General features: G+C 61.3%; 22 protein-coding genes. 5 read left to right on the top strand and 17 right to left on the bottom strand.

What is annotated here, in order from left to right; all coding sequences use genetic code 11:
• The 4 genes from K8B33_RS12515 to smc are packed head-to-tail and all read right to left on the bottom strand — an operon-like array spanning window position 1 to window position 7,629.
• Window positions 1–609 carry a transglycosylase SLT domain-containing protein gene (locus K8B33_RS12515; protein WP_223426999.1) on the bottom strand — a complete coding sequence of 203 codons (609 nt, stop codon included), beginning with the start codon at window positions 607–609 and terminating at the stop codon, window positions 1–3.
• On the bottom strand, window positions 606–2,933 hold the full coding sequence (gene ligA / locus K8B33_RS12510) for an NAD-dependent DNA ligase LigA (protein WP_223426993.1): 2,328 nt from the start codon (window positions 2,931–2,933) through the stop codon (window positions 606–608). The genes K8B33_RS12515 and ligA overlap by 4 nt, the downstream gene beginning before the upstream one ends.
• Before the next feature lie 15 nt (window positions 2,934–2,948).
• Complete coding sequence (gene zipA / locus K8B33_RS12505) at window positions 2,949–4,079, bottom strand: cell division protein ZipA (protein WP_223426984.1); 1,131 nt, start codon at window positions 4,077–4,079, stop codon at window positions 2,949–2,951.
• A 55-nt stretch (window positions 4,080–4,134) separates the two neighbouring features.
• Window positions 4,135–7,629: a chromosome segregation protein SMC gene (gene smc, locus K8B33_RS12500; protein ID WP_223427149.1), complete on the bottom strand. Its 3,495-nt coding sequence runs from the start codon at window positions 7,627–7,629 to the stop codon at window positions 4,135–4,137.
• A gap of 389 nt (window positions 7,630–8,018) precedes the next feature.
• Here smc and cysZ point away from each other — a divergent pair, with 389 nt between their 5' ends.
• Window positions 8,019–8,804, top strand: a complete 786-nt coding sequence (cysZ, locus tag K8B33_RS12495; protein WP_223426975.1) for a sulfate transporter CysZ — start codon at window positions 8,019–8,021, stop codon at window positions 8,802–8,804.
• A gap of 17 nt (window positions 8,805–8,821) precedes the next feature.
• Here the strand turns inward: cysZ and K8B33_RS12490 are convergent, their stop codons facing one another.
• From K8B33_RS12490 to dapA, 7 genes are all read right to left on the bottom strand, one after another.
• On the bottom strand, window positions 8,822–9,523 hold the full coding sequence (locus tag K8B33_RS12490) for a GntR family transcriptional regulator (protein WP_223426973.1): 702 nt from the start codon (window positions 9,521–9,523) through the stop codon (window positions 8,822–8,824).
• A gap of 490 nt (window positions 9,524–10,013) precedes the next feature.
• Entirely contained in the window at window positions 10,014–10,550 is a 537-nt protein-coding gene (locus K8B33_RS12485) for a hypothetical protein (RefSeq protein ID WP_223426970.1), read from the bottom strand.
• A 95-nt stretch (window positions 10,551–10,645) separates the two neighbouring features.
• Window positions 10,646–11,821, bottom strand: a complete 1,176-nt coding sequence (locus K8B33_RS12480) for a phosphoglycerate dehydrogenase (protein WP_223426967.1) — start codon at window positions 11,819–11,821, stop codon at window positions 10,646–10,648.
• A gap of 94 nt (window positions 11,822–11,915) precedes the next feature.
• Window positions 11,916–12,632: a phosphoribosylaminoimidazolesuccinocarboxamide synthase gene (gene purC / locus K8B33_RS12475; RefSeq protein ID WP_223426964.1), complete on the bottom strand. Its 717-nt coding sequence runs from the start codon at window positions 12,630–12,632 to the stop codon at window positions 11,916–11,918.
• Between the two features lie 35 nt (window positions 12,633–12,667).
• A complete protein-coding gene (locus K8B33_RS12470) occupies window positions 12,668–13,444 on the bottom strand; it encodes an MBL fold metallo-hydrolase (RefSeq protein ID WP_223426962.1) in 777 nt (258 codons plus the stop codon).
• Between the two features lie 24 nt (window positions 13,445–13,468).
• Complete coding sequence (bamC, locus tag K8B33_RS12465) at window positions 13,469–14,080, bottom strand: outer membrane protein assembly factor BamC (protein ID WP_223426952.1); 612 nt, start codon at window positions 14,078–14,080, stop codon at window positions 13,469–13,471.
• The gene (gene dapA, locus K8B33_RS12460; RefSeq protein ID WP_223426949.1) at window positions 14,077–14,964 is read right to left on the bottom strand and encodes a 4-hydroxy-tetrahydrodipicolinate synthase; all 888 of its coding nucleotides are present in this window, start codon (window positions 14,962–14,964) and stop codon (window positions 14,077–14,079) included. The genes bamC and dapA overlap by 4 nt, the downstream gene beginning before the upstream one ends.
• A gap of 251 nt (window positions 14,965–15,215) precedes the next feature.
• On the opposite strand from dapA, the gene K8B33_RS12455 reads away from it, so the two are divergent.
• Together K8B33_RS12455 and K8B33_RS12450 are read left to right on the top strand one after the other, a co-directional pair.
• Window positions 15,216–15,746 carry a glycine cleavage system protein R gene (locus K8B33_RS12455; RefSeq protein WP_223426940.1) on the top strand — a complete coding sequence of 177 codons (531 nt, stop codon included), beginning with the start codon at window positions 15,216–15,218 and terminating at the stop codon, window positions 15,744–15,746.
• Window positions 15,747–15,773: 27 nt separating this feature from the next.
• Window positions 15,774–16,244 (top strand): peroxiredoxin, encoded by a 471-nt coding sequence (locus tag K8B33_RS12450; protein ID WP_223426936.1) that lies wholly within the window; start codon window positions 15,774–15,776, stop codon window positions 16,242–16,244.
• Window positions 16,245–16,262: 18 nt separating this feature from the next.
• On the opposite strand, the gene K8B33_RS12445 is transcribed toward K8B33_RS12450, so the two are convergent.
• Together K8B33_RS12445 and K8B33_RS12440 are read right to left on the bottom strand one after the other, a co-directional pair.
• On the bottom strand, window positions 16,263–17,354 hold the full coding sequence (locus K8B33_RS12445; protein ID WP_223426935.1) for an AI-2E family transporter: 1,092 nt from the start codon (window positions 17,352–17,354) through the stop codon (window positions 16,263–16,265).
• Window positions 17,355–17,684 carry a sulfurtransferase TusA family protein gene (locus tag K8B33_RS12440; protein ID WP_396020980.1) on the bottom strand — a complete coding sequence of 110 codons (330 nt, stop codon included), beginning with the start codon at window positions 17,682–17,684 and terminating at the stop codon, window positions 17,355–17,357.
• 97 nt (window positions 17,685–17,781) lie between these two features.
• Here K8B33_RS12440 and K8B33_RS12435 point away from each other — a divergent pair, with 97 nt between their 5' ends.
• The gene (locus K8B33_RS12435) at window positions 17,782–19,230 is read left to right on the top strand and encodes a M48 family metalloprotease (protein WP_223426934.1); all 1,449 of its coding nucleotides are present in this window, start codon (window positions 17,782–17,784) and stop codon (window positions 19,228–19,230) included.
• A gap of 172 nt (window positions 19,231–19,402) precedes the next feature.
• Complete coding sequence (locus K8B33_RS12430; RefSeq protein ID WP_223426923.1) at window positions 19,403–20,773, top strand: DEAD/DEAH box helicase; 1,371 nt, start codon at window positions 19,403–19,405, stop codon at window positions 20,771–20,773.
• 486 nt (window positions 20,774–21,259) lie between these two features.
• Here K8B33_RS12430 and nadA read toward each other — a convergent pair whose 3' ends face one another.
• From nadA to K8B33_RS12410, 4 genes are all read right to left on the bottom strand, one after another.
• Window positions 21,260–22,312 carry a quinolinate synthase NadA gene (gene nadA, locus K8B33_RS12425; protein WP_223426921.1) on the bottom strand — a complete coding sequence of 351 codons (1,053 nt, stop codon included), beginning with the start codon at window positions 22,310–22,312 and terminating at the stop codon, window positions 21,260–21,262.
• Between the two features lie 164 nt (window positions 22,313–22,476).
• On the bottom strand, window positions 22,477–23,748 hold the full coding sequence (locus K8B33_RS12420) for a class I SAM-dependent methyltransferase (protein WP_396020983.1): 1,272 nt from the start codon (window positions 23,746–23,748) through the stop codon (window positions 22,477–22,479).
• 8 nt (window positions 23,749–23,756) lie between these two features.
• Entirely contained in the window at window positions 23,757–24,563 is an 807-nt protein-coding gene (locus K8B33_RS12415) for a DUF1365 domain-containing protein (protein ID WP_223426919.1), read from the bottom strand.
• Window positions 24,560–25,804: an NAD(P)/FAD-dependent oxidoreductase gene (locus tag K8B33_RS12410; protein ID WP_223426918.1), complete on the bottom strand. Its 1,245-nt coding sequence runs from the start codon at window positions 25,802–25,804 to the stop codon at window positions 24,560–24,562. Before K8B33_RS12410 ends, K8B33_RS12415 begins: the two co-directional genes overlap by 4 nt.
• Between the last annotated feature and the right edge of the window lie 27 nt (window positions 25,805–25,831).

The raw sequence follows: 25,831 nt of genomic DNA, 5'->3' as shown, positions 1-25,831 counted from the left end.
TTACAACCGGCCGCACTGGCGCAGTTGTCGCTCATAGGTCTCCGCCATGGAAGACACGCGCGCCGCCGCATTCATGATGGTGCGATTATTACGGTAAGTACCACGTCGATAACCGGCGTGGCCGGAATAGTAGGCCAGATAAAGGTTGTAGGCATCGGTCTTGGCAATCCCGTTCTGACGATGGGACTGATCGTGGTACCAGCCAACAAAGTGCACCGCGTCCTTGAAGCGGGTACGGCGTGCCCACCAGACGCGATCTGCATCATCCTTGTACCAGGCCCAGGTGGAATTCAGTGCCTGGGCATAGCCGTAGGCATTGGACGGTCGCCGCCAGGGGATGAAGCCCAGTAATTTTCGCCGGGCCGGACGCGCCCGGGGCTGAAACCGTGATTCCTGATAAATGGTCGCCATCAGAATCGGTACGGCCACCCCGTATTCACGCTCTGCCTTGCGCGCCTGCCGCTGCCAGCTGTTGAACAAGCTGCTGCGCTCATCAAAGATATCGCAGGCATTGTCCACATTGGCCGGTGGACGCATGGCGCAACCGGTGGTCAGGAGCGCCATGAACGTCAACAGCAGTACGGGAGAGATCGGCAGATGTTTTATCATGAGTCAGGAGTTAACCCATGTTCGGCCAGCAAGGCAAGCAGCGCGTCTTCATCGAGCACCGGAATGCCAAGCTCTTCCGCCTTTTTCAATTTGCTGCCCGCAGCGTCGCCGGCAATCACCCGGCTGGTCTTTTTCGATACAGAACCCGCCACCTTGGCACCCAATTGCTCCAGCAGTGCCTTCGCCTGGTCCCGGGTGAGGCGCGTTAGTGTGCCCGTGAGCACCAGGGTCTCACCCGCAAGCGGACGACCGCCTGCCGGGGCCTGGGGTGCACGCGCGCGCAATGCATCGATCTGCGTCTGACAATGCGCCAGACGCTCGCGCCAGGCGTCATCCGCAAGCAATGTCCGCACGGCACTGATAGCGCTGGCAGGCAAACCTGCCTCTGCCAACCTGTCGTCGCTGATCTCACTCAATCCCGTTAACGTCGGGCAAACATTTGCCAGCTTTTCCAGTGACACCTGCCCGAGCCCGTCGAGGGGGGCGCCGAGCGCTTTGGCGGCGCTGAGCAGATGCACCATATCCAGACGCGCAGCAAATTCAGCCGCTGGCAGGTTTTGCTCTCCTGCCAGCAGACCCAGCGACAACAGCTTGTCTATCACCTCTTGATTGTGCGGCTCGTGAAAAAACGCCGCGATGGAACCGGCCACTTTCTGCCCGACGTCAGGCACCGCCAACAACAACAGTTCATCGGCTTCACGAATCGCGGAAAGATCTCCGAACGCCACGGCCAACGCCTTGGCCGTCTCTTCGCCAATCTGCAGGATGCCCAGCGCGAACAGAAAACGGGACAAGGGCATGCGTTTGCTTTTTTCCAGCGCCGCGATCAGGTTCTCAGCAGACTTCTCTCCCATCCGCTCGAGGCCCGCCACCTGCTCAGCCTGCAACTGGTACAGATCTGCCATGGTGTGGATCAGCCCCTGGTCCACCAGAGCCTCCACCAGCTTGTCACCGAGACCGTCAATATCCATGGCGCGACGTGAGGCAAAATGCTTGATCGCTTCTTTCTGCTGCGCGCCGCAAATCAGGCCGCCCGTGCAGCGGGCAATCACTTCGCCCTCGGGAGTAAACACTTCGCTGCCGCACACCGGGCAATGTTCGGGCATGACCACCGGCTCGGCGTTCGCGGGGCGGCGCTCGGTGACCACGCTGACCACCTTGGGGATCACATCACCGGCGCGGTAAATCACCACACTGTCACCAATGCGCAGATCCAGTCTGGCGATTTCATCCATGTTGTGCAGCGTGGCGTTGCTGACCGTCACACCACCCACCTGCACCGGCTCGAGGCGCGCCACCGGCGTGATGGCACCGGTGCGACCCACCTGAAACTCCACCTCTCGCAGGAGGGTAATTTCCTCCTGCGCCGGAAACTTGTGCGCCACTGCCCAACGCGGCGCCCGGGACACAAAGCCCAGCTCATTCTGCCAGTCCAGCCGGTCCACCTTGTAGACCACGCCATCAATGTCATACCCCAGATCCGCGCGGCGCTGCATGATGTCGCGATAAAACCGCAGCAGTTCATCAACACCGGTACAGCCGGTCACTTCGCTATTCACAGGAAGGCCCCAGTCGCGCACCCACGCCAGCAGATCACTGTGTCGGGAGGGCCAGGCCAGCCCTTCAAGGCGCGCCACACTGTAGGCAAAAAAGGTCAGCGGCCGCTGCGCCGCAATACGTGCATCAAGCTGGCGCAGGCTGCCCGCCGCTGCATTGCGGGGATTGGCAAACGGCTTCAGCCCGGCTTCCATCTGGCGGGCATTGAGTGCAGCAAAACCGTCATGGGGCATGACCACTTCGCCGCGAATTTCCACCAGCGCCGGGGCCTTGCCGCGCAGTCGCAGCGGCACGCTGCGCAGCGTGCGGATATTGCTGGTGATTTCCTCGCCGGTCTGGCCGTCACCCCGGGTGGCGCCACGCACCAGCTCACCGTGCGCGTACACCAGACTGACTGCCAGGCCATCCAGCTTGGGTTCCGCGACATACGTCACCGGATCAGTTCTGTCCAGGCGCTCACGAATGCGGCGGTCGAAATCAATCAGGTCGTCGTCATCGAAGGCGTTACCCAACGACAGCATGGGCACTTCGTGCAGCACTTCGGGAAAGCCAGCCAGGGGCACATCGCCCACCCGTTGGGTGGGCGAGTCTGAGGTGATCAGTGCAGGGTATTTTTTCTCAAGCGTATCGAGTTCGCGATACAGGCGATCGTACTCGGCATCCGGCACCGCCGGATCATCAAGGACGTAGTAGCGGTAGCTCCAGTCATTGAGTTGGTCACGTAACTGCCGGGCTCTTTCTGCCTGATCCGGGGAAACAAGGGGCATGGTCGTTCGCTCGCCTCAGGCGCCCTGGTGCACGCGCAGGCGACGTTCGAATTCCTGCACGCGCTGACGCAGATGCTCCATGGTTTGCGGTGTCAGTACGCTGCGTTGCTCGTCTTTCAACTCGCCGTGCAGCGCATCCGCCAGCTTGCGTACGGTTTCCAGCATACGCTCCAGCGCACCCATCGGCCGGCCCGGCCCGGGCAACTTCAGGAAAAACGTGACGCCGGCAAAGCGCTCACTTTCCATGGTATCGATGTCGAAGGTGCCCGGCTCCACCGCGTTGGCCATGCTGAATTGCAGCACGTCGCGGCCATTTTCGTTGCGGTGACAATGGAAGATATTCATGTCCCCGAAACGTAGGCCGTTTTCCAGTAATTGTTGCAGCAACTCGCGCCCGTCAAAACGCTCACCGCGCTGGGCAATCAGGTGCACCACAATGACTTCCATCAACTCGGGGGCGATACGCGGTTCGGGCGCAGGCTCGGCTACCGGTTCCGGCTTGCGCTCGACGGGCTGTGCGGGAGGACGCGTTGATGCGCTGGCCCGGGCGGCTTCATTGCGGGGAGCCGGTGACGGGGCGGGCTCTGTTTTGCGCGCGGACGGCGCTTTGGAGGCAGACGGCGTCGCAGGGCGTGCTCTGGGTGCAGCGCTCGCCGGTCTTGCGGCGCTGATCTCGCGCTGCTCGTCCTCATCGCGGCGGGCGCTCATGGGCGGCAACGCCTCATCGTCGTCATCATCCGCTGCGGTTTCACCAAACAGCTTCTGCTGGCTGGCGCGATGCACCGGCGCCTGACGGCCTTCTTCCGGCTCCATCATCAGCGGCGGTGTGCTGGCGCCACGTGTTTCGTGCTGTGCGTCGGCATCGTCTTCCGTTGCCTCGCGTTCCGCCGAGCGCTGCGCGGCAGCCTCGGCAGCTTCGGCTTCGGCACGCTGGGCCAGCATACGCTGGACCACGCGAGCGCCACCGGAAGGCAGCTCAGGGTTGTGTTCCGGGCGGGGCTCGTCATCGTTGTCGCGCCGACGCGGTTCGATCTTCATGCGCAGGCTGTCCTGCCGCTCACGCAGCATCCGTCGCAATCCGTCTGCCATGATCAGCAGGATCAGAATGACCAGAATGCCAACCAGGGTCTCCAGATTCAGGCCCATATCATTGCCTCTTCCATGTCTTGATTACCCCAATCACTTCCCATTGCACGAGCCATTACATGGCTGCCATTTCAGCAGCCTGATCCACATCCACCGACACCAGCCGCGACACGCCCGGCTCATGCATGGTCACACCCATCAGTGCGTGCGCCATTTCCATGGTGATCTTGTTATGCGTGATATAGATGAACTGCACCACTTCGGACATTTCATTCACAAGCTTGCAGAAGCGGCCCACGTTGGCGTCATCCAGCGGTGCGTCAACCTCGTCAAGCATACAGAACGGCGCCGGGTTCAATTGAAAAATTGAGAAAACCAGCGACAGTGCGGTCAGCGCCTTTTCACCGCCGGAAAGCAGATGAATGGTGCTGTTACGCTTGCCCGGCGGCCGCGCCATGATCGCTACCCCGGTATCCAGCAGATCTTCGCCGGTGAGTTCCAGGTAAGCATGGCCGCCACCAAAGACTTTGGGGAACAACTCCTGCAGGCCTTTGTTGATGCGGTCGAAGTATTCCTTGAAGCGTGTCCGCGTCTCGCGGTCAATCTTGCGAATCGCGTTTTCCAGGGTGCGCAATGCATCTTCCAGATCCTCGTTCTGGCGATCCAGGTACTCCTTGCGCTCCGCCTGGCTCTTGTACTCGTCAATCGCTGCCAGGTTGATCTGGCCAAGACGCCCGATCCGCGCCGCAATCGCTTCCAGTTCGCTGTTCCAGTGTTCTTCACTGGCGTCTTCCGGCAGATTCGCCAGCACGGTATCCAGATCAAACTGCAATTCCTGCAACTGTTCCTGCACCGTGGTGCGGCGCACCTTGATTTCCTGCCACTGCATGCGCTTGCTGTCCAGCGCCGAGCGCACTTCCTGCGCCTGGCTTTCGAACTGCTGCCGCTGGCCATCCAGATTGCGCACTTCGTGGTCGATGGTTTCCAGTTCGCGTCGCACTTCCTGCAGGCGATGCTCTGACTCCAGCCGCATCTCCAGTTTTTCTTCCAGCTGCGCCTTGAGCTCGATACCCGGATCATCGCCTTCGTCGAGCTGCTTCTCCAGTTGCGCCTTGCGCTCGGTCAGCATGGCCACCTGGGTGTCCAGCCGCGCCAACCCCTGCCGCAACGAATCGGCCTGGGTACGGGCGCCCTGCACTTCCATCGCCAGCTGGTGCGCCAGATCGCGCTGCTGGCGGGCTTTCTGTCGACATTCATCCAGTTGGCCACGGGTGCTGTCACGGCGCGACAACAGCTGCTCGCGCTGACCGCTGTCCTGCTCCATGGCGTCCAGCGCTTCTGCCAGAATGGCGCGCGCTTCCTTGACCTGCTCCTGTTCCTGGGCACGCTGCTCGCGGCTTTCCTCAAGCTCTCGGCTGAGGCGTTCACGGCGCATGGTGATCTGTTCGAGACGCACCTGTCTGGCGCTGATCTGGGCATTGAGCTCGCCCAGCTCGCGATTGATGCGGCTGGCCTGACGCTGACTTTCTTCGCGTTCCTGTTCCAGCATCTGAATCTGTTCGCGCCCTGCCTCCAGCGCCTCGCGGGTGGCGGCGACACGGGCTTCCAGTTCAGGGATCTTGTCATCCAGCTCGTCCAGCTCGCGGCGGCGAGCCAGTACACCAGCTTCCTGATCCTGTTCGCGCGCCACACGCAACCAGTCCGGGCCCACCTGGATACCGTCGCGGGTGACGGCGGATTCGCCAGCGGCGAGTCGGCTGCGCAGTGCCAGCGCATCGCTGAGGGTATCCACCGCATAGACCTGCCCCAGCTGCGCTGGTGCCGGACCGTTGACCAGGGCTGCCAGTGTCCGCCCCTGGGCGCCGCTGCTGGCAGCCGATGTCGGCGTCAACAGACAGATACGGCCCTGGGTCAGATCGCCCAGCCAGCTTTCCACCTGATCCAGACCGTTGACACACAGCCCTTGCAAGGCGTCACCGAGCACCACTTCAACAGCGCGTTCCCAGCCGGGCTCAACGCTCAGTTGGTCCGCCAGTCGCGGGCTCTGATCCAGATCATGACGTGACAGCCACTCGCCGACGCTGCCGTCATCCCCCATGGCCGCCTGTTGCAACGCGTTCAGCGTGGCCTGACGGCTGGTCATCTTCTGCAACTGCTCGCGGTCCGTGTCCAGTTGCCGGCCGCGATCACCGTTTTCCCGGCGAATCGTGCTGATCTGCTCCTGCACTGTCTCGGCGCGCATTTCGGCTTCTTCGACCTGCTCGCGCAATTCCGACTGCTGCGCTTCGAACTGACGCATCTCTTCTGCCAGCGGACCGGCATCCAGACTGCCCTGCTCTTTGCTGAGGCGGTCCGTGCGATCGGACAAGCGTTCGATAGAGGTTTCCAGATGCTGGATGCGGGATTGTTCCACCTCGGCACGGCGGCGGGATTCCGACGAACTGTGGTTGAAGGTTTCCCACTCCTGCTGCCAGGTTTGCATGGCTTCTTCGGCCATAGCCAGCGCTTCGGCGGCTTCCGCTTCCTGCTCGCGCAGCATTTCCAGTTGCGGTTCCACTTCCGCCAGCTTTTCGTCCAGCTCGGCAATGCGTTCTGCGTCGGTGCTCAGGTGACTGCTGGCCTCGCGCCAGTTCTGCTCCACCTGCATCAGTTCTTCATTGAGCTGCTGCTTGCGCTCACGCTGATGCTGAATACTCTGCTCGAGCCGCGCCACTTCGGCGCCCAGCCCGTAATACTCCTGCTGGACCTTGTTGAAGCGGTCCTGCACGTCCGTGTGGCTGTCGCGCAGACGTTCCAGTTCGGCATCCACGTGACGCTGTTCAGCGATCCGCGCTTCCACGGCCACTTCCAACTCGCGCATGACATGCTCGATCTGCTCGACCTGCGTATTGAGCGCGCGCCAGCGCAGGGCCCGCACCTGGGCGCCCAGCTGACGCTCTTCTTCCTTGTATTGCTTGTACTTTTCCGCTGCGGCCGCCTGGCGCGAGAGACGCTCCAGCTGACGGCCCAGCTCATCGCGGATATCCGTCAGGCGCTCCAGATTTTCCCGCGTGCGGCGCATGCGGTTCTCGGTTTCCCGACGGCGCTCCTTGTACCGGGAAATACCGGCGGCCTCTTCGATATAGACCCGCAGCTCTTCCGGCTTCGCTTCGATCAGGCGCGAGATCATGCCCTGCTCGATGATGGCGTAGCTGCGCGGGCCCAGGCCGGTGCCCAGGAAAATATCGGTGATGTCCTTGCGGCGGCATTTGCTGCCATTGAGGAAATAGGCGGACTGGCCGTCGCGGCTGACCATGCGGCGCACGGCAATTTCGGAGAAGCGCGCGTATTCGCCGCCAATCTTGCCTTCACTGTTGTCGAACACCAGCTCGATGGACGCCTGGGCCACCGGTTTGCGGGCGTTGGAGCCATTGAAGATGACATCGGTCATCGACTCGCCACGCAAGTGCTTGGCAGAGGACTCCCCCATCACCCAGCGCACCGCGTCGATGATATTGGATTTGCCGCAACCGTTGGGACCGACAACAGCGGTCAGATTCTCGGGAAACAGTGCCGTTGTCGGGTCAACGAAGGATTTGAAACCCGCAAGCTTGATACTTTTCAGTCGCATAGCTGTGATGGACCTGGTCATGGCACCGCTGTCCGGCGGCGCTTTGGGGGTAAAGAACAATGAGATCAATCTGTCCCGGGCCCATGGCAGGCCTGCGGCCAACGCGGCATGAAACCCGTCGGGCGCAGCCAGCTGTTCATGCCGCCCCGAAAAACGGCTAGTGTATATAAAATCACGCCCGCACACTAATGTCGCACTGCCATCAGGCCAGCCCGCCCAGCGCCGCGCTGCACCTGTTCCACGGCCTGCTTGAGGATGCTTCTTGCACTTACTGCCTGTCGCCTGCACACCCCGCGCCACCTGCGCCCCGGACCCTGCCGTATCGGCGCAGCTCGGAGCAAGCATTGATGAGTGCCCGGTCATGAGTGGTCGGTCATGAGCGCCCGGCCATGAGCGCTCCGGGAGATGCACTGGACATCCTGCGCCGCTCGGCACGGCTGGCGCTCAGCCCGGGGCTGCGGCCCTGGGTGATCCTGCCCGTGCTCGCCAACGCATTGCTGTTCGGCACTGCCTACTGGTGGGCCGGCAGCACCCTGGCCGGCTGGGTCGGCGCACTGCTCGCCGGCTGGGCCCTTGAGGGCTGGCTGGCCTTCCTGAATCCGCTGATCAGCCTGCTCGCTGGCCTGCTGCAATTGCTGATCTGGCTGGTGCTGCTGGCACTGATGGCCAGTACCTTTACCTATGTGGTGCAACTGGTGGCGGCGCCGTTCATGGGCTTTCTGGCCAGCGCCACAGACCAGCGACAGCATGGCCCTCTGGGGCTGAGCACGCCCCCGGATGAGGGCCTGGTTGCCATGGCCTGGCGCACCACCAAACGCGAAGTGCGCAAGACCTGGTACTGGCTCTGGCGCGCGTTGCTGTTACTGGTGCTGGTGGGGGTCCTGTCACTGATCCCGGGGTTGAACCTGATCGCCCCGGTGATCTGGTTTCTCTGGTCAGGCTGGATGCTGGGGGTGCAGTACATTGATTACGGTGCTGACAATCGGCTGGTGCCGTTCAGCGAAACGCTGGCGCAACTCAGGGGCAAACGCGCGCTGGTAACCAGTTTTGGCGCCATGGTGCTCGGCCTGACCATGCTGCCACTGATCAACCTGGTGATCATGCCCATCGCCGTGATCGGGGGCACATTGTTGTGGCTCGAGCACGGCCGCCACGAAGACCGGCGCGCACCCTGACGGATTACAGGCAGGCGCTATTTCTTGCGCCGATTACCCCAGGCGGCCTCGATCTGCCGCGCCCGGACGATGGATTCCTGCACCAGCGATGACTGATGCTCGGCAAACTCCCGGATAATTTCCAGCGCCGAGCGGACATCCCGCCGAAAGATGGTCTCAATGATCGCCTTGAAGAATGCCAGGCACTCTTTCATTTCGTCCTGGTCGATATGCAGCGCCATATAGAAAGCTCGCTGAATCGCCGGCTGCAGGTTATCCAGAATGTCCTGCACGAAATCGTTGCGGGCGAAGGGGTAAGCCAGCTCAAAAAAGCGGAAGCTGCTGTCGAAGAACTGGTCCGTCTCGCGCTCCTCCACCTGCTCCTGCAACTGATGGATCAGTTCAATGAACGGGTCAAGATCGTCTTCCTTCATGACCTTGATCGCTTTGCGGATCACCAGCCCCAGCAGCACCTGCATGATCTCGTAGAGGCTGCGGACATGGGCTTCGGAGAGGTCTTTCACCACCGCGCCGCGGCGCGGCAGAATGTCGATAAGGTGGCGGCGCTGCAGGATCAGCAGTGCTTCCCGGACAGAGCCACGGCTGACCTCCAGCTCTGCGGCGATGCGCAGCTCCTGGATTCTGTCCCCGGGCAGCATTTCTCCGCGTATGATCTGTCGCCCCAGATGCTGAGCGATCTGTTCTGACAAACTGTCATTGGCCTTGAAGCTCACCTGCATCCCTTCTTTTGTTTAACAATTCAGTATGTTGGGGGCAATTCCTGTCCGACTATACTACAAACCATGGCAGCGAACAGTGGCCTCTGTGTTGCGCCCCGGGCACCGTGATGACCTTTCGTGACATGACGGGGCACAAGGAAGATCTCTGCAAAAGCCGGGCCGAACAGGCAAGAGAGAAAGCAGGCGGGATATCAAGCGCGGAATCAGAAAAGTTACCCACAGAATCTGTGGATAACTCTGTGCGTAATAGTGTGGGCAACCCATCACAGCCCTGTCATGGGGGCACTCCCCGCAAAATGCTGAAAAAGTACCCAATCAATAAACAGCATATTTTTCAATGAGTTAAGTATTTGGCCGAGAAAATCAAAGGGTTACGAGGGCAAGTTGAAACATTCATGAAATATGCTCAGATGCTGTGCAAAACTCCACGCAGAACATGGCCCGATGCGCCTGAAGGGGGCACAGCGCGCATCGCATGTGAAGGGTTAATTCAGCGACGCAGGCTCAGCGTCACCCCCAGGGTGAGCTGCGGCTCTGCATCCAGTTTGTGGCTCTCGCGGGCGGCCGCCGTCTCGCACTGGCTGCTGCGACGATAATCCGAACAATTCAGCGGCTGTAACACTGCCATACCGCCGCTGACGGTCAGGCGCAAGTGGTTGCTGACCCACTGGTGGCCCAACTCGGCACCCAGTCCCAGGCGTTCGTAGCTCTTTTCGCCACCCAGGTCCCCCGCCAGCAGACCACTGAAGAAGCCACTGGTAACCGTCGTGCCGCCATCCATGCGTCGGCGCATGCCGATAGCCCAGCGCAGATCGTCATCCTGGAACCCCTGGCTGCCTATATGCGCGCCGGGCAACACCCAGGCGGTAGTGCGGCGCCAGGCCCATTCGACATTGGGGCCGACCAGGCCATTGAGAAATCCGGCGCCCACCAGCAAATCGGCACGGGCCTGCCCGGGCATCAGCAGAGCAGCCGGCGCCAGCAACAGGGCGAACAGGCAGGTACGTAACGTACGTATAAGGGTCACGGAGGAAAACCTCTTTCTTGTTGTTATTGTCTGGTATTGTCAGTGCTTATGAGCCCTGTATTGTGGGCAAGCCCCCTCCGGAAGACAAGCGCCGATCAGCTGGCCGGGAGCAGTCGCACATTGATAACGCCCGCCACCGATGCAATGGCATCCAGCACCGCCGCTGACGGTGCGACCTCCAGATCCAGCAGATTGTAGGCGATGTCATCCCGGCTCTTGTTGAGCATATCAATCACGTTCAGCTCGGCATCGGCCAGCACTGACAGCACCTGCCCCAGCATTTTCGGCACATTGCGGTTACTGATCGCCAGACGATGCGGCCCGTTACGCTCCAGCACCAGCGTCGGGAAGTTCACCGCATTGACGATATTGCCGTGCTCCAGAAAATCAATCAGCTGGTCCGCAGCCATGCGGGCGCAATTCTCTTCGGATTCCCCGGTGCTGGCGCCCAGATGCGGTGTGGCAATCACACCGGGTACGCCCTGCAAGTGGGGGCCGGGGAAGTCTGTCAGGTAGGTGCGCAGTCGACCGGCCTTCAGGGCGTCCACGGCTGCTGCATCATCCACAATGCCATCACGGGCGAAGTTCAGCAGACAGGCCCCCGGCCGCAGCACGCTGAGCGCCTCGGCGCCAATCAGGTGCCGGGTGGCCGGCAACAGTGGCAAGTGCAGGGTGATGTAGTCGGAGCGCGCCATCAGCGCGGCCAGGCCGTCCATGCGACCCACCCGGTTTGGCAGGCGCCAGGCCGCCTCCACAGACAGCGCCGGGTCATAGCCCACCACCCGCATGCCCAGGGCCAGCGCCATCTCCGCAACGCGAGAGCCGATAGCGCCAAGGCCGACCACACCCAATGTGCGCCCGGCCAGTTCCTGGCCACGAAACTGCTTCTTGCCGGCCTCAACAATAGTGTGAAACGCAGCGGAATCCGGCTCGGCAAGCCCGCGCACCCAGGTAATGCCTTCCATCACGCCACGGGAGCCCAGCAGCAAGGCAGCCAGGACCAGTTCCTTGACCGCATTGGCATTGGCACCGGGTGTGTTGAAAACCGGAATACCGGCTTCGGTGAAGGCCGGCACATCAATGTTGTTGACGCCGGCACCGGCTCGGGCAACCGCTTTCAGGTCAGGGGTGATGGCGTCGGCGCCCAGCACGTGACTTCGCAGCAGCACCGCATCAGGCTGCCTGAACTCACTGGCGACTTCGTAATGTTCGCGGGGAAAACGCTCCAGACCGCACACGGCGATCTGGTTGAGGGTCTGGATGTGAAACATTGGCTCTCCCTGCTCAGTCATAATCCGTTGACTGTTTTGTCACCATTCTGCCGGCAATGCAAGCCGGCAGACGATGAACAGGCAGGCAGGTCAATCAATATTCGAACGTCATGCCCAGGCGTTGCCCGACCTGCTCATAGGCTTCGACCACGCCGCCCAGGCCCTGGCGGAAGCGATCCTTGTCCATTTTTTCGCGGGTCTCGGCATCCCACAGGCGGCAGCCGTCTGGGCTGAACTCGTCGCCCAGCAGGATTTCACCGTCGGCCACACCGAATTCGAGCTTGTAGTCCACCAGCAACATGCCGCCGTCGAGAAACAGCTGCTTGAGGATGTCGTTGACCTTGAAGGTCAGCACTTTCATCTGCTCGATCTGGCCCGGCTCGGCCCAGCCGAAGCTGCGCACGTGGTATTCGTTGATCATCGGATCGCCGAGGGCATCATTCTTCAGAAACATCTCGAAGGTGGGCGGGTTCAGCGCCAGCCCCTCTTCGACGCCAAGCCGGCGACACAGGCTGCCTGCGGCGATATTACGGACCACACACTCCACCGGAATCATGCTCAGCCGCTTCACCAGCGATTCGTTGGACGACAAACGACGCACGAAATGGGTAGGAATCCCCGCCGCCGCCAGTTTTTCCATGATGAAGGCATTGAACTGGTTGTTGACCGCACCCTTGCGCGCCAGCTGCTCCACTTTCTTGCCGTCAAACGCGGAGGTGTCATCACGGAAGCTCAGCACCATGAGATTGTCATCATCGGTGGTGAACACCGATTTGGCCTTGCCGGAGTACAGCTCTTTACGTTTTTCCATGTTGCCTCAGCCCCGTATCAGTCGTTGTGCCCTGCTTATTCCACCAGCAGCCAGGGGAAACCATCACCCTGACTCGCCACTCGTAACCGCTGCATATCATCAAACCCGGCCTCGGCCATGGCTGCCAGCGCATGCTCCGGCGTGTTGTTGTCCTCGCTCAGATGCGACAGCACCAGATGTTGCAGCCGCCCCTGATCCATCTCTGTCACCAGTTCGCCAGCCTGGCGGTTGTTCAGATGCCCCCACTGTCCGCCCACACGCCGTTTCAGCGACATCGGATAGTGCCCCATGGCCAGCATGTCCCGGTCATGGTTGCACTCAAGCACCAGTGCATCGCAGGCGCCGTAGGCCTGGACCACATGGGAGGTAATCGTACCAAGGTCTGTCAGGACACCAACATTGCGGCGCTGATCATCAAATACGTACTGGCAGGGTTCCCGCGCATCATGGGGGACCGGCACCGGCGTGACCGTCAGGGCGCCGACGGTCAGTGCCCGGCCGGGCCTGACCTCGTGCAGCACCACGCCACGGGTATCGAAGCGCTCCCGTTCAGCAAGTGCGCGCCCGGTGCCATGGCTGAGGTAAACCGGCACACCCAGACGACGGGCCAGCGGCAGTACGCCACGCACATGATCGCCGTGCTCGTGGGTGACCAGTATGGCGGTAATCTCAGCGGGATCAGCTCCCAGACGCGCCAGCCGCGCCAGGGTTTCCCGCATGGAAAACCCGCAATCCACCATCACCAGTGTGTCGTCGCTCTGCACCAGTGTGGCGTTGCCCTTGCTGCCACTGCCGAGCGATGCGATTTTCACGTCACCTCACCTGCCGGGTACTGCTCAGAACTCATTATTCAGGCGCTCGAGGATCGCTTGCCCGGGCTCCCTGGCCACCAGTGCGGTGCCGCGACGATCAAGCACGGCCACCTGGATGCCATTGACGGTATGGCTGAGCTTCAGCTGTGCCTGACGCTCTTCCAGCCCATAGCTGCGAGGCACACGGACATAATAAATCCCGGATTCCCTGTTGCGGTCCTCAATGGTCAGGTCGGTGCGAGCCAGCGCCTGACCCACATATTCCCAGGCCCAGACGAACTGGGTGCTGAGCATGATGATCGGATAGCCATTGCCATCCCGCCCCATGATGGCACTCAGGCGACCGGGATCAACGGATGCGGCAGCCGCCTCGGCACTGTCCTGCTGCCCCAGGATTGCCAGTTGCGGTGGCGGAGGTGGCCGAAACCGCTCGCTCGAGGGCGTCACGCGCTGATCCACATCCGGAATGGGATAACCATCCTGAAAACCGGAAAAGAACATGCCCTCAGGCACATCCATACGGGGTGATGTCTCGGCTTCCTGGTACACCAGGGTACGGTCGGGAATCCAGCTGCAACCGCTGGACAGCACGACTGCCACCATGGCGGACAATGTCGCGACAGAGAAATACCTCATTTCACCTCCAGCAGACCGCAATCACGCAGCATCTGCCGTAAACGTTCCTGGGCCGGCCCTGACAGTGTGGTCAGCGGCAAGCGGATACCCCGGTCGATCAGCCCCATTTCATGCAGGGCCCATTTCACCGGGATGGGATTGGATTCGACAAACAGCCCCTGGTGCAGCGGCGCCATCTGCGCGTTGAGCGCACGAGCCCGCTCTGCATCACCGGCCAGCGCAGCGTCACATGCCGCCGCCATGGTCGCCGGCATGACATTGGCGGTCACCGACACATTGCCGTGACCACCCATCAGAATGAATTCAATCGCTGTGGCGTCGTCACCGGAGTAGAGCATGAAATCGGCGCTGCAGCGCTCCATCAGTTCCCGGGCACGATCCAGGTTACCGGTGGCTTCCTTGATGCCAACGATATTCGGCACCTTGCACAGCCGCTCCACCGTCTCCGGGAGCAGGTCGCAGGCGGTCCGCCCGGGCACGTTGTAGAGAATCTGCGGGATATCCACTTCCCGGGCAATCGCCAGGTAATGCTGATACAGGCCTTCCTGCGTCGGCTTGTTGTAGTAAGGCGTCACCAGCAGACAGGCGTCAGCACCGGCGCGCTGGGCATAGCGGGTCAGGCGAATGGCTTCGTCGGTGGAATTGGCGCCGGTGCCCGCGATCACCGGGATACGCCCGGCCGCAGCGGCAACGATCTCGCGGATCACCAGATCGTGCTCCTCGAAGCCGATGGTCGGCGATTCACCGGTGGTGCCCACAGCAACCAGTGCATGGGAGCCCTGCTCCACATGCCAGTTGACCAACTTCTTCAGGCGCTCCCAGTCCACCGAACCGTCGGCATGCATGGGGGTGACCAGGGCTACGATGCTGCCGCGAATGTCCACGATTTACTCCGGCTTGCGACGTCACACAGATGTTGCGTCACAGAATCAGTATAGTTTGGTGCGGCATCCCGACCGCGTCCGAGGCGCCATATGGTACTTGGCGCCCTGATCGGCGACAACACCGGCGACAACAGTCACAAGCGTGAGCCAGGCCGCTTCAGGGCCGGCGGTCCGGGAGGTACACTGACCCCCATGAACCCCGTGCCTGCCTGGCACGATGGTCACTTAGCTTGTTGTCAGGACACATCACTATGGATCAGTTGATCGTTATTTCCGCCCTGGGTTCCGACCGTCCGGGCATTGTCAAAGCCCTCACCGGTGCGGTGCTTGAGCGCCAGGGCAATATTCTGGACTCCCGCATGACCGTACTGGGCGGCGAATTCGCCGTGCTGATGCTGGTCAGCGGCAGTGACGACACCCTGTCGCAGCTCGAAGCCGCTGCACCGTCACTGGAGCAATCACTGGCGCTGACCATTACCCTGCGGCGCACCCGCCGTGCCGGCGAACAGGCCAGCGCCCTCCCCTATCAGGTCGAGGTCGTGGCCATGGACCACCCCGGTATCGTCCATGAGATTGCCCAGTTCTTTTCCAGCCGCGGCATCAACATCAATGATCTGACCACCGGCACTTATGCCGCACCGCACACCGGCACACCGATGTTCAGCCTTCACATCACGTTGAACGTGCCCGCTGAAGAATCCGTCAGCCGTTTGCGTGACGAGTTCCTCGATCTCTGCGAACAACGCAATCTGGACGCCACCATGCACCCCCGTCGCCACTGAACAACGAAGACCGTCAAGGAGTGATTAATGAGCAAGACCGCCCAACTGGACAAACCGATACCCCGCTTCTCTGCACCCGCCACCGGGGGCCAGACAATCCAGTCCGAGAACCTGAAGGGCCGAGCCTATGTCCTGTACTTTTATCCCAAGGACAGCACACCGGGCTGCACGACTGAAGGGGGAGATTTCCGTGACCTGTACGCTGCGTTCCAGCAGGCAGGCTGTGACATTTTCGGTGTCTCGAAAGACAGCCTGAAAAGCCATGAAAACTTCAAGAACAAGCAGGCCTTTCCCTTCGAACTGATCTCTGATGAAGATGAAACCCTGTGCCGCATCTTCGATGTGATCAAACTGAAAAAAATGTACGGTCGCGAATTCGAGGGTATCGAACGCAGCACCTTTCTTGTCGATGCCAGCGGCACTCTGCGGCAGGAATGGCGCAAAGTGAAGGTCAAGGGCCACGTCGAGGCCGTGCTGGAAGCTGTGCAGGCCCTGTAGCGGTCGTCGCAGCCCGGGTCAGGCCTCGGGCTGCGGCTCCTCGGTAACGATCGGTGAGTCCTGATTTCGCGGCCAGGCATACAGCACCGCCTTGATCAGGGTCGCCAGCGGGATGGCAAAGAACACGCCCCAGAACCCCCACAACCCGCCGAAAAACAGAATCGCCGTAATGATCGCCACCGGATGCAGATTGACCGCCTCGGAGAACAAAAACGGCACCAGCACATTGGCATCCAGGAACTGGATCACCGCGTAGAGCGCCATCACCAGCGCAAATTCTCCCCCCCAGCCAAACTGCACCCAGGCAACAGCGGCCACTGGAATCGTCACCACCGTGGCGCCGATATAGGGAATAACCACCGACAACCCCACCAGTACCGCCAGCAACAGCGCATAGTTGACGCCGAGCAGCTTGAACACGATATAACTGGTGGCGCCGACGATCAGGATCTCAATGGCCTTGCCGCGCACGTAGTTGGCGATCTGCTGATCCATCTCGGCCCAGACATTGGACAATACCCTGCGCCGGTCCGGCAACATGGAACCGCTCCAGCTCATCAATCGTTCACGGTCTACCAGAAAGAAAAACACCAGCAACGGCACCAGCACCACAAAGATCATCACATCGACAATGCTGGGTATCGTAGCTAGCGACAACGACAACACCGCCTGCCCGGCATTGGCCAGCTCACGCTGCGCAAGTTCAACGATGGTGTCTACCTGACGCATGGAAATCATTTCCGGATAGGCCGCCGGCAGCTCACGCAACCAGCGTTCACTGTTGTTGAGTATTCGGGGAAGCTGGTCCTGAATCAGGTTGACCGTCTGCTTCCATATCACCGGCAGCAATATCACCAGAGTGGCCACCAGCAGGCTGACAAACAACAGATAGACCAGCCCCACTGACAACTTCTCCGGCAGCCCCCAGCGCATCAGCGTCGTAACCAGACCCTGCATAAGATAAGCCAGCACCAGCGCCGTCAGCACCGGCGCCAACATGCCGCCAAAGAACAGAATGACCAGCAGACCGCCGGCCAGCAGGAAAAACAGATAGACCGCCTCTTCGTCGGAAAAGTAGGCCCGGAACCAGTTCCTGATCACGTTCATCATCTATTTCTCTCCTTCGGCAACCCGGATCAGGAACCAGATTTCATCATCAGTGGGGGCGGCGGGATCAGAACTGCGAACCAGTTCATGTCCCGATTGTCTCAGATAAGCGGGGATGTCCCGGCGTGCGCCGATGTCCGTGGCGCGCACCAGCAACGTTTGGCCCGACGCCAGGCCACGTAACGCCTGACGCGTCTTGAGCAACGGCATCGGGCAACGCAGGCCCCGGGCATCCAGCACGCTGTCCGCGCCTGGCAGCACCTGCGATGAACCGGCCGCCCTCGCAACCAGCTGGCCCGGATCATCAGACTTGCGGGGGGTATCATTCGTCACATCACGGCCCTTCAGGTCGATTCACAGAGATACGCCAGCGCGTGGGTACATTATACTGATAGATGATACTGATGGATGTCACGAACAGGAGATCACTTTGACACAGTTACGGCGTTTTTGCGCCTCACTGCTGCCGCTGATGCTGCTGGCCATCCTTACTGTGGCCGGCGCCTCCGCCAGCCCGCACAGCCTCCCTGATCTGGGCGACCCGACCGGCAATATCCTGACCCCCGAGCAGGAAAACCGCCTCGGGCGCGCCTGGTTGCGTGGACTGCGCAGCCAGGCGCCGATTCTCCAGGACCCCCTGGTACAGGACTATGTGGAGCACCTGGTTTATCGCCTCGCGTCCCATAGTGACCTGTCAGAACCTGACCTGGCGATCGTGGTCGTCAACAATCGTGAAATAAACGCCTTCGCCGTACCTGGCGGCGTCATCGGTCTCAATGCCGGGCTGTTTCTCAATGCAGAAAGCGAAGATGAAGTGGCCGCCGTCGTGGCCCATGAAATCGCCCACGTCAGCCAGCGCCACTTCACCCGTCGCTATGCTGACAGCCGGCGCATGAATCAGGCCATGCTGGCCGCCATGCTGGCCAGCCTCGCCGTCGCCATTGCCGGCGATGCCCAGGCTGGCATGGCCGGTATTGCCACCAGCCAGGCCGCCGCCATCCAGTCGCAACTGGCCTACTCCCGACACCACGAACGCGAGGCCGACCGCGTCGGCATGCAGACACTGGTCAATGCAGGCATGGACCCCCATGCCATGCCGCGCTTTTTCGAGCGCATGGCCCGCAGCCGCCAATACGCCGGCACGCCCCCCGAATTCGTTCTCACCCACCCGGTCACCGAAACCCGGATTGCCGACAGCCGCAACCGGGCAGAAAACCTCAGCCGCCCGCCCATGCGCGTCACACCGGAGTTCGATCTGATTCGCGCGCGCACTCAGGCCGCCTTTATCAGTGACCCGCAGCAGGCCCTGACCCACTTCCGCGGGCGCTACGAAGGCGGCCGCAGCATTGCCCAGCAGGCAGCAGGCTTTGGCCTCGCCATGAGCGCCATGCGTGCGCGGCAATATGACCTGGCCGAATCCACACTCAAACAGATGATGGAACAGGAACCCAATCAGTTCTGGTACCGCCTGGCCCTGGCAGAGGTTGCCGAGCAACGTGGCGACCACGACAGGGCAATCAAGATACTGCGCGAAGTGCTGGACCTGATGCCCGGTAATTACGCTACCTCTGTGATGCTGGCGCGCAACCTTATTGCCCAAGAGGAATACGCGGAAGCCCGCGCGCTGACAGAACGCATGCTGCTGAAACGCCAGGATCCACTGTTGTGGAGCATGCTGGCCGACGCCTGGGGCAAAGAAGGCGACCGCGCCCGGGCACATCAGGCCCGCGGCGAGTATCTGTTCGCCATGGGCCAGGAGGAGCGGGGCCTGGAGCAGATGCGCTTCGCCCTGAACCAGAGCCGTGAACGCTTCGCCATGCACAGCCAGGTCCGCGCACGGCTGCAGGAAATGGAACGGCTCGCCAACGAGCGCTTCTGAGCAGCCGCAGAGCGCCGTAACGCTTTAGCTGGCTGCGCGACGCGAATCCCTGTACTATGCCCAACGTCGCGACCAGTCAGCGACACCCCGCCTTCTGCGACACCCCTATTTTTCAACGCCTGTGACTGGTCCTCAACGCAGCGACAGGCGCTCAATATTTTCCCGGAGCAACATGTCTTTTTCTGAACTTGGCCTCTCTGATGCCATCCTGCGTGCCGTGCGTGAGCAAGGCTATGACATTCCTACCCCCATCCAGCGCCAGGCCATTCCTGCCGTGCTGGCAGGTGGCGATCTGCTCGCCGGTGCCCAGACCGGCACCGGCAAGACCGCCGGCTTTACCCTGCCGATCCTGCAGCGCCTGACAACACAGCCGGCCCGCAAGCCCGGCAAGATACGCACCCTGATTCTGGCCCCGACCCGCGAACTCGCGGCGCAGGTGGAAGAATCCGTCCGCACCTACAGCAAACACCTGGATATCAATTCCATGGTGATGTTCGGTGGTGTCGGCATGCAGCCCCAGGTCGACCGCCTGAAAAAGCGCATTGATATCCTGGTCGCTTGCCCCGGCCGCCTGCTGGACCACGCCCGTCAGGGCACCGTAGACCTCTCCGGTGTTGAAATCCTGGTGCTGGACGAAGCAGACCGGATGCTCGACATGGGCTTTATCCATGACATCCGCCGGGTCCTGAAACTGCTGCCCGCCGGCCGCCAGAACCTGCTGTTCTCCGCGACCTTCTCCAATGAGATCAAGACGCTGGCCGATGGCTTGCTGAACAAGCCGGCACTGATCGAAGTCGCACGCCGCAACGCCACCGCCGAAACCGTCTCGCAAAAGGTTTACCGTGTCGACCGCGAGCGCAAACGTGAACTGCTGGCAGAGCTGATCATTCGCCACAATTGGTATCAGGTACTGGTCTTCACCCGGACCAAGCATCTGGCCAACCGCCTGGCAGAACAGCTCTCCAAACAGGACATCACGGCGATGGCAATCCATGGCAACAAGAGCCAGTCCGCCCGGACCCGCGCACTGAGTGAATTCAAGGCGGGCCAACTGCAGGTCCTGGTCGCCACGGACATCGCGGCACGCGGCATCGATATCAGCGAGCTGCCCCATGTGGTCAACTTCGAGCTGCCCAACGTGGCCGAAGACTACGTGCACCGTATCGGCCGCACCGGCCGGGCCGGCTCTGTGGGTGAAGCCATCTCGCTGGTCTGCGTCGACGAAAACCGGCTGCTGTCCGGCATCGAGAAACTCATCGGCCGCAAGCTGGAAGAAGAAATCCTGCCCGGCTTTGAACCGGACCCGCGCATCAAGCCCGAGCCGATCCAGAACGGTCGCCAACGCCAGGGTGGCGGTGGCCGCTCCGGCGGTGGCAACAGCGCCAATCGCGGTGGCCAGCGCAGCGGCCAGTCCGCCGGTGCCCCACGCGGGGATGGCCAACGTCGCCCCGGCGGCGGCAGCGGTCGCCCGGCATCGGGCAACACCACCGGCGCCCGCCCCGGCAACAGCCAGCGTCGTCGCCGCACGGCAGCGACCAACTGATTTCTTCAGTCTGCTGACACCAAAAAAGCCCTCGGAAACGGGGGCTTTTTTGTGGTTTATCACGGCTGGAAATTCGTCATCCTCCAGCCAGTGGTTCACCCTCCATCGAGTACGCGTTGAGCCGGGGTATGCCCTTCCGGGACCGCTCAAGCCATCCCTGGGCGCTCGCGCTTTGGCCATCCCTGGCCAAAGAGGTCCCTCCAGGGCATACCCCGGCTCAACGCTGGCAGGAGATTCGACGCACGGTGGTTATAGCAACTTTCTGGAGGAACAAAACCGCTAGTTGGCTTCCAGCTTGTTAACCGGGCTGCGCGTGACGGCCCTCGGGGGGCGGGTACAGGTTTTCAGGACTGTGTGAGACAAGGATGTCGAACACAAGCCTACAGGGACGTATTTACGGCGGGTCCTGAAAACCTGTACCCGCCCCCCGAGGGCCACAACCACCAAACTAAAACAGAATGGCCCAACCAAGCTACAGTAGTCAGATCAGCGAGAGGCGAGCGACGCCCCGAATGCCAGCATGCGATCCAGCGGCACCATCGCCTTACGGGCGATCTCCGGGTCGACGAAGATTTCCTGACCCGCACCCTGCTCGTCCTCCAGCACCCGGCACATATTCTCCAGACCGTTCATCGCCATCCACGGACAATGCGCACAACTGCGACAGGTCGCACCACTGCCCGCCGTTGGCGCCTCAATGAAGGTCTTGCCCGGCGCCAGCTGCTGCATCTTGTAGAAGATGCCGCGATCGGTCGCCACGATCAGGGTTTGATTCGGCAGTTCCACCGCCGCCTTGATCAGCTGGGAGGTAGAACCCACCACATCGGCGATCTCGACCACAGCCTGGGGCGATTCCGGGTGGACCAGCACCGCAGCGTCCGGGTAGGCCTCGCGCAGGTCCAGCACACCACGCGCCTTGAATTCCTCATGCACGATGCAGGCGCTGTCCCAGCACAGCACATCAGCGCCAGTCTGGCGAGTGACGTAATCGCCCAGATGCTTGTCCGGCGCCCAGATGATCTTCTCACCCTGGCGGTCGAGGTGCTCGATCAGCTCGACGGCAATACTGGAGGTCACCACCCAGTCGGCCCGGGCTTTCACCGCCGCCGACGTGTTGGCGTAGACCACCACCGTGCGATCGGGATGCGCATCGCAGAACTCGGCGAAGGCCTTTTCCGGGCAGCCCAGATCCAGCGAGCAGGTCGCTTCAAGGGTGGGCATGAACACGCGCTTTTCGGGGCTCAGGATCTTGGCGGTTTCGCCCATGAAACGCACCCCCGCCACGATCAGTGTCGAAGCCGGGTGCTCCTTGCCGAAACGGGCCATTTCCAGCGAGTCAGCGACGCAGCCGCCGGTCTCCTCGGCGAGAGCCTGTATTTCCGGGTCGGTGTAATAGTGGGCCACCAGCACCGCATCACGCGCCTGCAACAATGCCTTGATACGATCGCGGAAATTACGCCGCTGAGCGTCATCAAGCACAGTGGCTGGGTTGATGCGGTCAAGATGGTCACGAACCAGTTCAATGGCCTGTGCAGTCATGGGCATATCAGGGAAGTGTGCTTCCCTTCCGACAAGTTAACGCAGGGCGCCCGCGTCCGGGCGCCACGTTCCGCTGTGGACGGTGCTTTGTGGGCACCTCGGACTGCTCATGATAACACAGGTGAAGGCCCCTCCTGCCAGCGGCAGGGGCCCCTGTCCGAAGGTCAGTCGCCGATGCGGGGTATCTTGCCGCCGGGAAGCCCCGTGGGCCGGAAGCCGTGGCCGGCGCCAAGCATCTGCACGGTGCTGATCGCACGTTCGCGAAAGGCGCCCTCGCAGTAGCAAAGATAGTACTCCCACATGCGCTGAAAGCGCGTATCGAAGCCCATGGCGGTCACCTGCTGGCTGGCGGCACTGAAGCGTTCGCGCCAATCAGCCAGGGTGCGCGCGTAGTCCAGGCCAATGTCATGAACATCCACCGGGGTGATGCGCGTGTTCCGGGAGAACTTGTCGAACATCACCCGCAAGGACGGCAGAAAACCACCGGGGAAGATATAGCGCTTGATGAAATCCACATGCTTGATGGCGTACTTGTAACGTTGGTCCGGGATGGTGATCGCTTGCAGCAGAATCAGGCCATCGTCGGTGAGCAGCTCATCCAGCTTGCCGAAATAGTTGTTCAGGTACTGGTGCCCCACCGCTTCGATCATCTCCACAGAGACAATGCGATCGTACTTGCCTTCCAGTAGCCGGTAATCCTGGTCCAGCACAATGATGCGGTCCTCGAGCCCCTCCTCGCTGACGCGCTGGCAGGCAAAGGCGTGCTGCTCGCGGGAAATGGTGGTGGTGGTGACGCGGCAACCGTAGTTGCGGGCGGCATGGACGGCCAAGCCGCCCCAGCCGGTGCCGATTTCCAGCAGGTGATTCTCCGGGCCAAGTTGCAGCTTCTTGCAGATCACATCGAGCTTGTGCACGGCGGCCTGGTCCAGCGTCATTTCCTGGCTGGCGTAAATCGCGCTGGAATACATCATGGTTTCGTCGAGAAACAGACGAAAGAAGTCGTTGCCCAGATCGTAGTGGGCAGAAATATTGCGACGCGAGCCGGTGATGGAGTTCCGGTTCATGTTGTGCAGCATGCGGATCAGGGGCCTGGCCAGCCGCGCCGCGCCATTTTCCAGATCCTGCATCGGCTCGATGTTGGCGGCGAAGAACTGTACGACCAGGGGCAGGTCATCGCTACGCCACAGGCCCTCCATGTACGACTCACCAGCGCCCAGCGAACCGCCAGTAAACAGCATGCGGTAGGTGCGCCAGTCGAGAATCTCGATGTTTGCCGCCGGCTCGCCATCGCCCAGCACCACGGTGTTGCCGTCCGGCTCGGTAACAGACAAACGCCCGACGGGGAAACGCCCCAGCGTCTTCAGCACAAACCGCCGCGCAATGCGGTCGAGCATGCCGGTATCCGGCAACGAGCCTGTGTCCTGAAGTTTAAGCATGCCCATTTTTATCTCCGCTCGATCTCTGATTTTTCCGGGTGGCCGTGGAACGGCACACCCTTGCGCCACAGGCGGAAGGCCTGGGCATATATACCCGCACTCACTCGCAGGCTCTGCCAACCGAAACGGCGTATCACCTGCCCCATTGCTTCTCGTGTCGCCGGTTGCCGCTTCAGGGTCATCCCGGCGGTGAATATCTTTTCTCCCGCCTGCCAGTTTTCGATACGTACCGTGAGGCTGGCGTCATTCATTTGCAGAAACCAGTGATATCGCATGTTCATTCCCATGAAGGGCGAGACATGAAACGCCTTGTCATCTTCCACCGTGAAGCTGTCTTCACCCTGCGCCGTTAACCGCAGCGGATACCAATGGGTCTGGTGCCAGGGTGTATTGCTCACCTCGGCAATGACCTGATCCGGACGCGCTGTGCCTGTCTGCCCCTCGGCCTGGTCCGCCGGAAAATGCCAGTACAAAACAATCGGATTGAATAACCACCCGAAGATACGCGGCTGTGCCAACATCAGGATGCGGCCCTGACCCCAGTCGAAGCCCAGTTCGGCCGCCTTGGCTCGCACCTGTCCTCCCAAAGAGCCCTGACTGTTCTGCGCAGCAGCGTCGAGATAGTCCCTGTCTCGCACCACGATCGGGCGCCAACGGCGCCCCCAGGCCCGGTGGCGGCCCAGCAGGCCGTCCACATCGTCAACATCAACTGCCATCAACCACAGCGGGTAGGCAAAGCGGTGACGTGTGGGGGTCAGCCGCTCGTGCCACACCCTGCCCTGGTATATGCCATGGCCGATATGGGTGAGGCTCACAGCTGCTCTCCGAAGGCCTCGGCAACATTCAGCGCGGAAACCACGCCATCTTCATGGAAGCCGTTTCTGAGCCAGGCGCCGCAGAACCAGGTCTTGTTGCGCCCGTTGTCTGCCTGAATCTGTTGCCGGGAGGCTATGCCTGCCGGGGTGAATACAGGGTGAGAAAAACTATGGCGGCTGATAATCGTTACCGGATCAATACGATCCGTTGCATTGAGGGTCACGCAGAAGGTTTCCGGTGCCTCGATGCCCTGCAGGATATTCATGTTGTAGGTCACCTGAATGCGGTCACCGGGCTGTTTCGGCAACAGGGCATTCCAGCTGGACCAGACGCGTTTGCTGCGCGGCAACAGCCGGGTGTCGGTGTGCAGCACGACATCGTTTTCCTGATACGGAATATCGGCCAGCAGACGACGCTCCTGTTCATCCGCGTCGCCCAGCAAGGCCAGTGCCTGATCGCTGTGGCAGGCGAACACCACCTCATCAAAACCTTCCCGGCCAGCCGGGCTGACTACCGTCACACCCTTCTCGCTGCGCAGCACCTGCTGCACCGGCGTGGCAACGCGAATGTCCGCATTGATCGCGGGCACCAGCTTCTCGAGGTAGCTCGAGGAGCCACCGGGCACCACATGCCATTGCGGACGGTTCTTCAGGCTCAGCAAGCCATGGTGGTCGAAAAAGCGAATAAAGAAACGTGCCGGGAAGTCGGCCATGTGCTTTTCACTGCAGGACCAGATGGCGCCGCCCATGGGCAGGATGTAATGGCTCATGAAGCGCTCGCTGTAGCCCTCGCGGCGCAGGTAATCGCCCAGCGGCATCTCGCCGTCATCATGTTCCAGCAGTGCTGGCGCTTCCCGGTTAAAACGCAATATGTCGCGAATCATCCGCCAGTGCGGCCACGACAACAGGTTTCGGCGCTGGGCAAAGACGCCGGCCGTATTGCGGCCGCAATATTCCAGGCCAGTCCGCTCGCAGCTGACGGCAAATCCCATTTCGGTATCGCGCCGACCGACGCCGATCTGCGCCATGAGTTTGTTGAAATTGGGATAGGTGCGGTCATTGAATACGATAAACCCGACATCAACACCGTAGTCACCATGCGGGCGTTTTATGTGGACCGTATGGGTGTGCCCGCCAAGCTGCGACTCGGCTTCGAACAGCGTTACCGCGTGTCGCCGCCCTAGCAGGTATGCCGCAGTAAGGCCGCTGATACCGGCGCCAATAATGGCAATCTTTTTCATGTCGTTCGTCTCTCCGAGAACAGTCTG

The sequence above is a fragment of the Alcanivorax limicola genome (genome assembly GCF_019931215.1).
Lineage (GTDB): Bacteria > Pseudomonadota > Gammaproteobacteria > Pseudomonadales > Alcanivoracaceae > Isoalcanivorax > Isoalcanivorax limicola.
The sequence above is the reverse complement of the archived record's forward strand: the minus strand, read 5'-3'. Positions and strand labels throughout refer to the sequence as shown.

Excerpts from the sequence above, each read along its gene's own strand:
- K8B33_RS12515 (WP_223426999.1), bottom strand. The coding sequence starts at position 609 with ATGATAAAACATCTGCCGATCTCTCCCGTACTGCTGTTGACGTTCATG.
- zipA (WP_223426984.1), bottom strand. The coding sequence starts at position 4,079 with ATGGGCCTGAATCTGGAGACCCTGGTTGGCATTCTGGTCATTCTGATC.
- K8B33_RS12450 (WP_223426936.1), top strand. The coding sequence starts at position 15,774 with ATGAGCAAGACCGCCCAACTGGACAAACCGATACCCCGCTTCTCTGCA.
- cysZ (WP_223426975.1), top strand. The coding sequence starts at position 8,019 with ATGAGCGCTCCGGGAGATGCACTGGACATCCTGCGCCGCTCGGCACGG.
- K8B33_RS12490 (WP_223426973.1), bottom strand. The coding sequence starts at position 9,523 with ATGCAGGTGAGCTTCAAGGCCAATGACAGTTTGTCAGAACAGATCGCT.
- K8B33_RS12420 (WP_396020983.1), bottom strand. The coding sequence starts at position 23,748 with ATGCTTAAACTTCAGGACACAGGCTCGTTGCCGGATACCGGCATGCTC.
- K8B33_RS12455 (WP_223426940.1), top strand. The coding sequence starts at position 15,216 with ATGGATCAGTTGATCGTTATTTCCGCCCTGGGTTCCGACCGTCCGGGC.
- K8B33_RS12480 (WP_223426967.1), bottom strand. The coding sequence starts at position 11,821 with ATGTTTCACATCCAGACCCTCAACCAGATCGCCGTGTGCGGTCTGGAG.
- purC (WP_223426964.1), bottom strand. The coding sequence starts at position 12,632 with ATGGAAAAACGTAAAGAGCTGTACTCCGGCAAGGCCAAATCGGTGTTC.
- smc (WP_223427149.1), bottom strand. The coding sequence starts at position 7,629 with ATGCGACTGAAAAGTATCAAGCTTGCGGGTTTCAAATCCTTCGTTGAC.
- K8B33_RS12430 (WP_223426923.1), top strand. The coding sequence starts at position 19,403 with ATGTCTTTTTCTGAACTTGGCCTCTCTGATGCCATCCTGCGTGCCGTG.
- ligA (WP_223426993.1), bottom strand. The coding sequence starts at position 2,933 with ATGCCCCTTGTTTCCCCGGATCAGGCAGAAAGAGCCCGGCAGTTACGT.
- bamC (WP_223426952.1), bottom strand. The coding sequence starts at position 14,080 with ATGAGGTATTTCTCTGTCGCGACATTGTCCGCCATGGTGGCAGTCGTG.
- K8B33_RS12445 (WP_223426935.1), bottom strand. The coding sequence starts at position 17,354 with ATGATGAACGTGATCAGGAACTGGTTCCGGGCCTACTTTTCCGACGAA.
- K8B33_RS12410 (WP_223426918.1), bottom strand. The coding sequence starts at position 25,804 with ATGAAAAAGATTGCCATTATTGGCGCCGGTATCAGCGGCCTTACTGCG.
- nadA (WP_223426921.1), bottom strand. The coding sequence starts at position 22,312 with ATGACTGCACAGGCCATTGAACTGGTTCGTGACCATCTTGACCGCATC.